Source organism: Pseudosulfitobacter pseudonitzschiae, assembly GCF_900129395.1.
In the GTDB taxonomy this organism is placed as follows: Bacteria; Pseudomonadota; Alphaproteobacteria; order Rhodobacterales; family Rhodobacteraceae; genus Pseudosulfitobacter; species Pseudosulfitobacter pseudonitzschiae.
The window spans coordinates 1-1,192 of record NZ_FQVP01000028.1; the positions used below are offsets into that span (position 1 = coordinate 1).

Below are 1,192 nucleotides of genomic sequence, written 5' to 3' on the forward strand. Positions count from 1 at the left end.
CCCTGGCGATGGCCTCTGCCCTGTTGCGGCCGTGGACGATCAGTTTGGACAGCATGGGGTCGAAATCGGTGGTCACTTTGCCGCCGTCCAGAATGCCGCTGTCCACGCGGACGCCTTCGCCGCGGGGTTCGTCCAGCAGCAGGATGTCCCCGATCGCGGGGCGGAAATCCTGGGTGGCGTCTTCGGCGCAGATGCGCAGTTCGATCGAATGGCCGTTTTGCGCGATGTCGGCCTGCGCGGCGCTCAGCCCCTCGCCCGCCGCGATGCGCAGCTGTTCGGCCACCAGATCAAAGCCCGTCACCATTTCGGTCACCGGGTGTTCGACCTGAAGCCGGGTGTTCATTTCCAGAAAGTAAAACGATCCGTCCTGGGCATAGATGAATTCGACCGTGCCTGCCCCGCGATAGTTGACGGCGCGGGCGATCCCGGCGGCGGTTTCGCAGATCTCGTCGCGTTGTTCAGCCGTAAGCGCCGGGGACGGCGTTTCCTCGATGATCTTCTGGAACCGGCGCTGGATCGAGCATTCGCGTTCCCAGAAATGGACGACATTGCCCTGCCCGTCGCCCATCACCTGCACCTCGATGTGGCGCGGGCGCTCGATATAGCGTTCGACGAACAGACGGCCATCGCCGAAATAGCGCTCCCCCTCGCGGCGCGCGGTGTCGATCTCGGCTTCGAGTGCGCCGTCCTCGCGCACGACGCGCATCCCCTTGCCGCCGCCGCCCGCCGACGGCTTGATCAGCAGCGGGTACCCCACCGTGCGGGACCGTTCCACGAAGGTCGCCGGGTCGTCATCCTCGATGGCGGAGGGCGCCACCGGAAAGCCGCGTTCCTCGACAAAGGCGCGGGCGCGGATCTTGTCGCCCATCAGGTCGATGACCTCGGATGTGGGGCCGACGAATGTGATGCCGGCCTTTTCCAATGCGGCCACGAAGGCGGCATTTTCCGACAGGAAGCCATAGCCCGGATGCACCGCATCCGCGCCGATCCGTTGCGCCGCCTCGACGATCTGCGCAATGTCGAGATAGGCCGCCACGGGCGTGGAACCTTCGATGGTCACGACCTCGTCGGCAATCAGATGGGCCGGGCCTTCCTGCTCGGAGCTGTGCCGCAGGACGGCGGTCTTGATGCCCTTGACACGGGCGGTGCGCAGAACCCGCGCCGCGATCTCGCCCCGGTTCGCCACCAGCAA

Annotated in this window: 1 protein-coding gene; it reads right to left on the reverse strand. The window is 66.0% G+C overall.

Annotated features, from left to right (window positions below; genetic code table 11):
* A partial coding sequence (locus BUC08_RS24080) for an acetyl-CoA carboxylase biotin carboxylase subunit (protein WP_073194646.1) occupies positions 1-1,192 on the reverse strand: 1,192 nt, incomplete at both ends.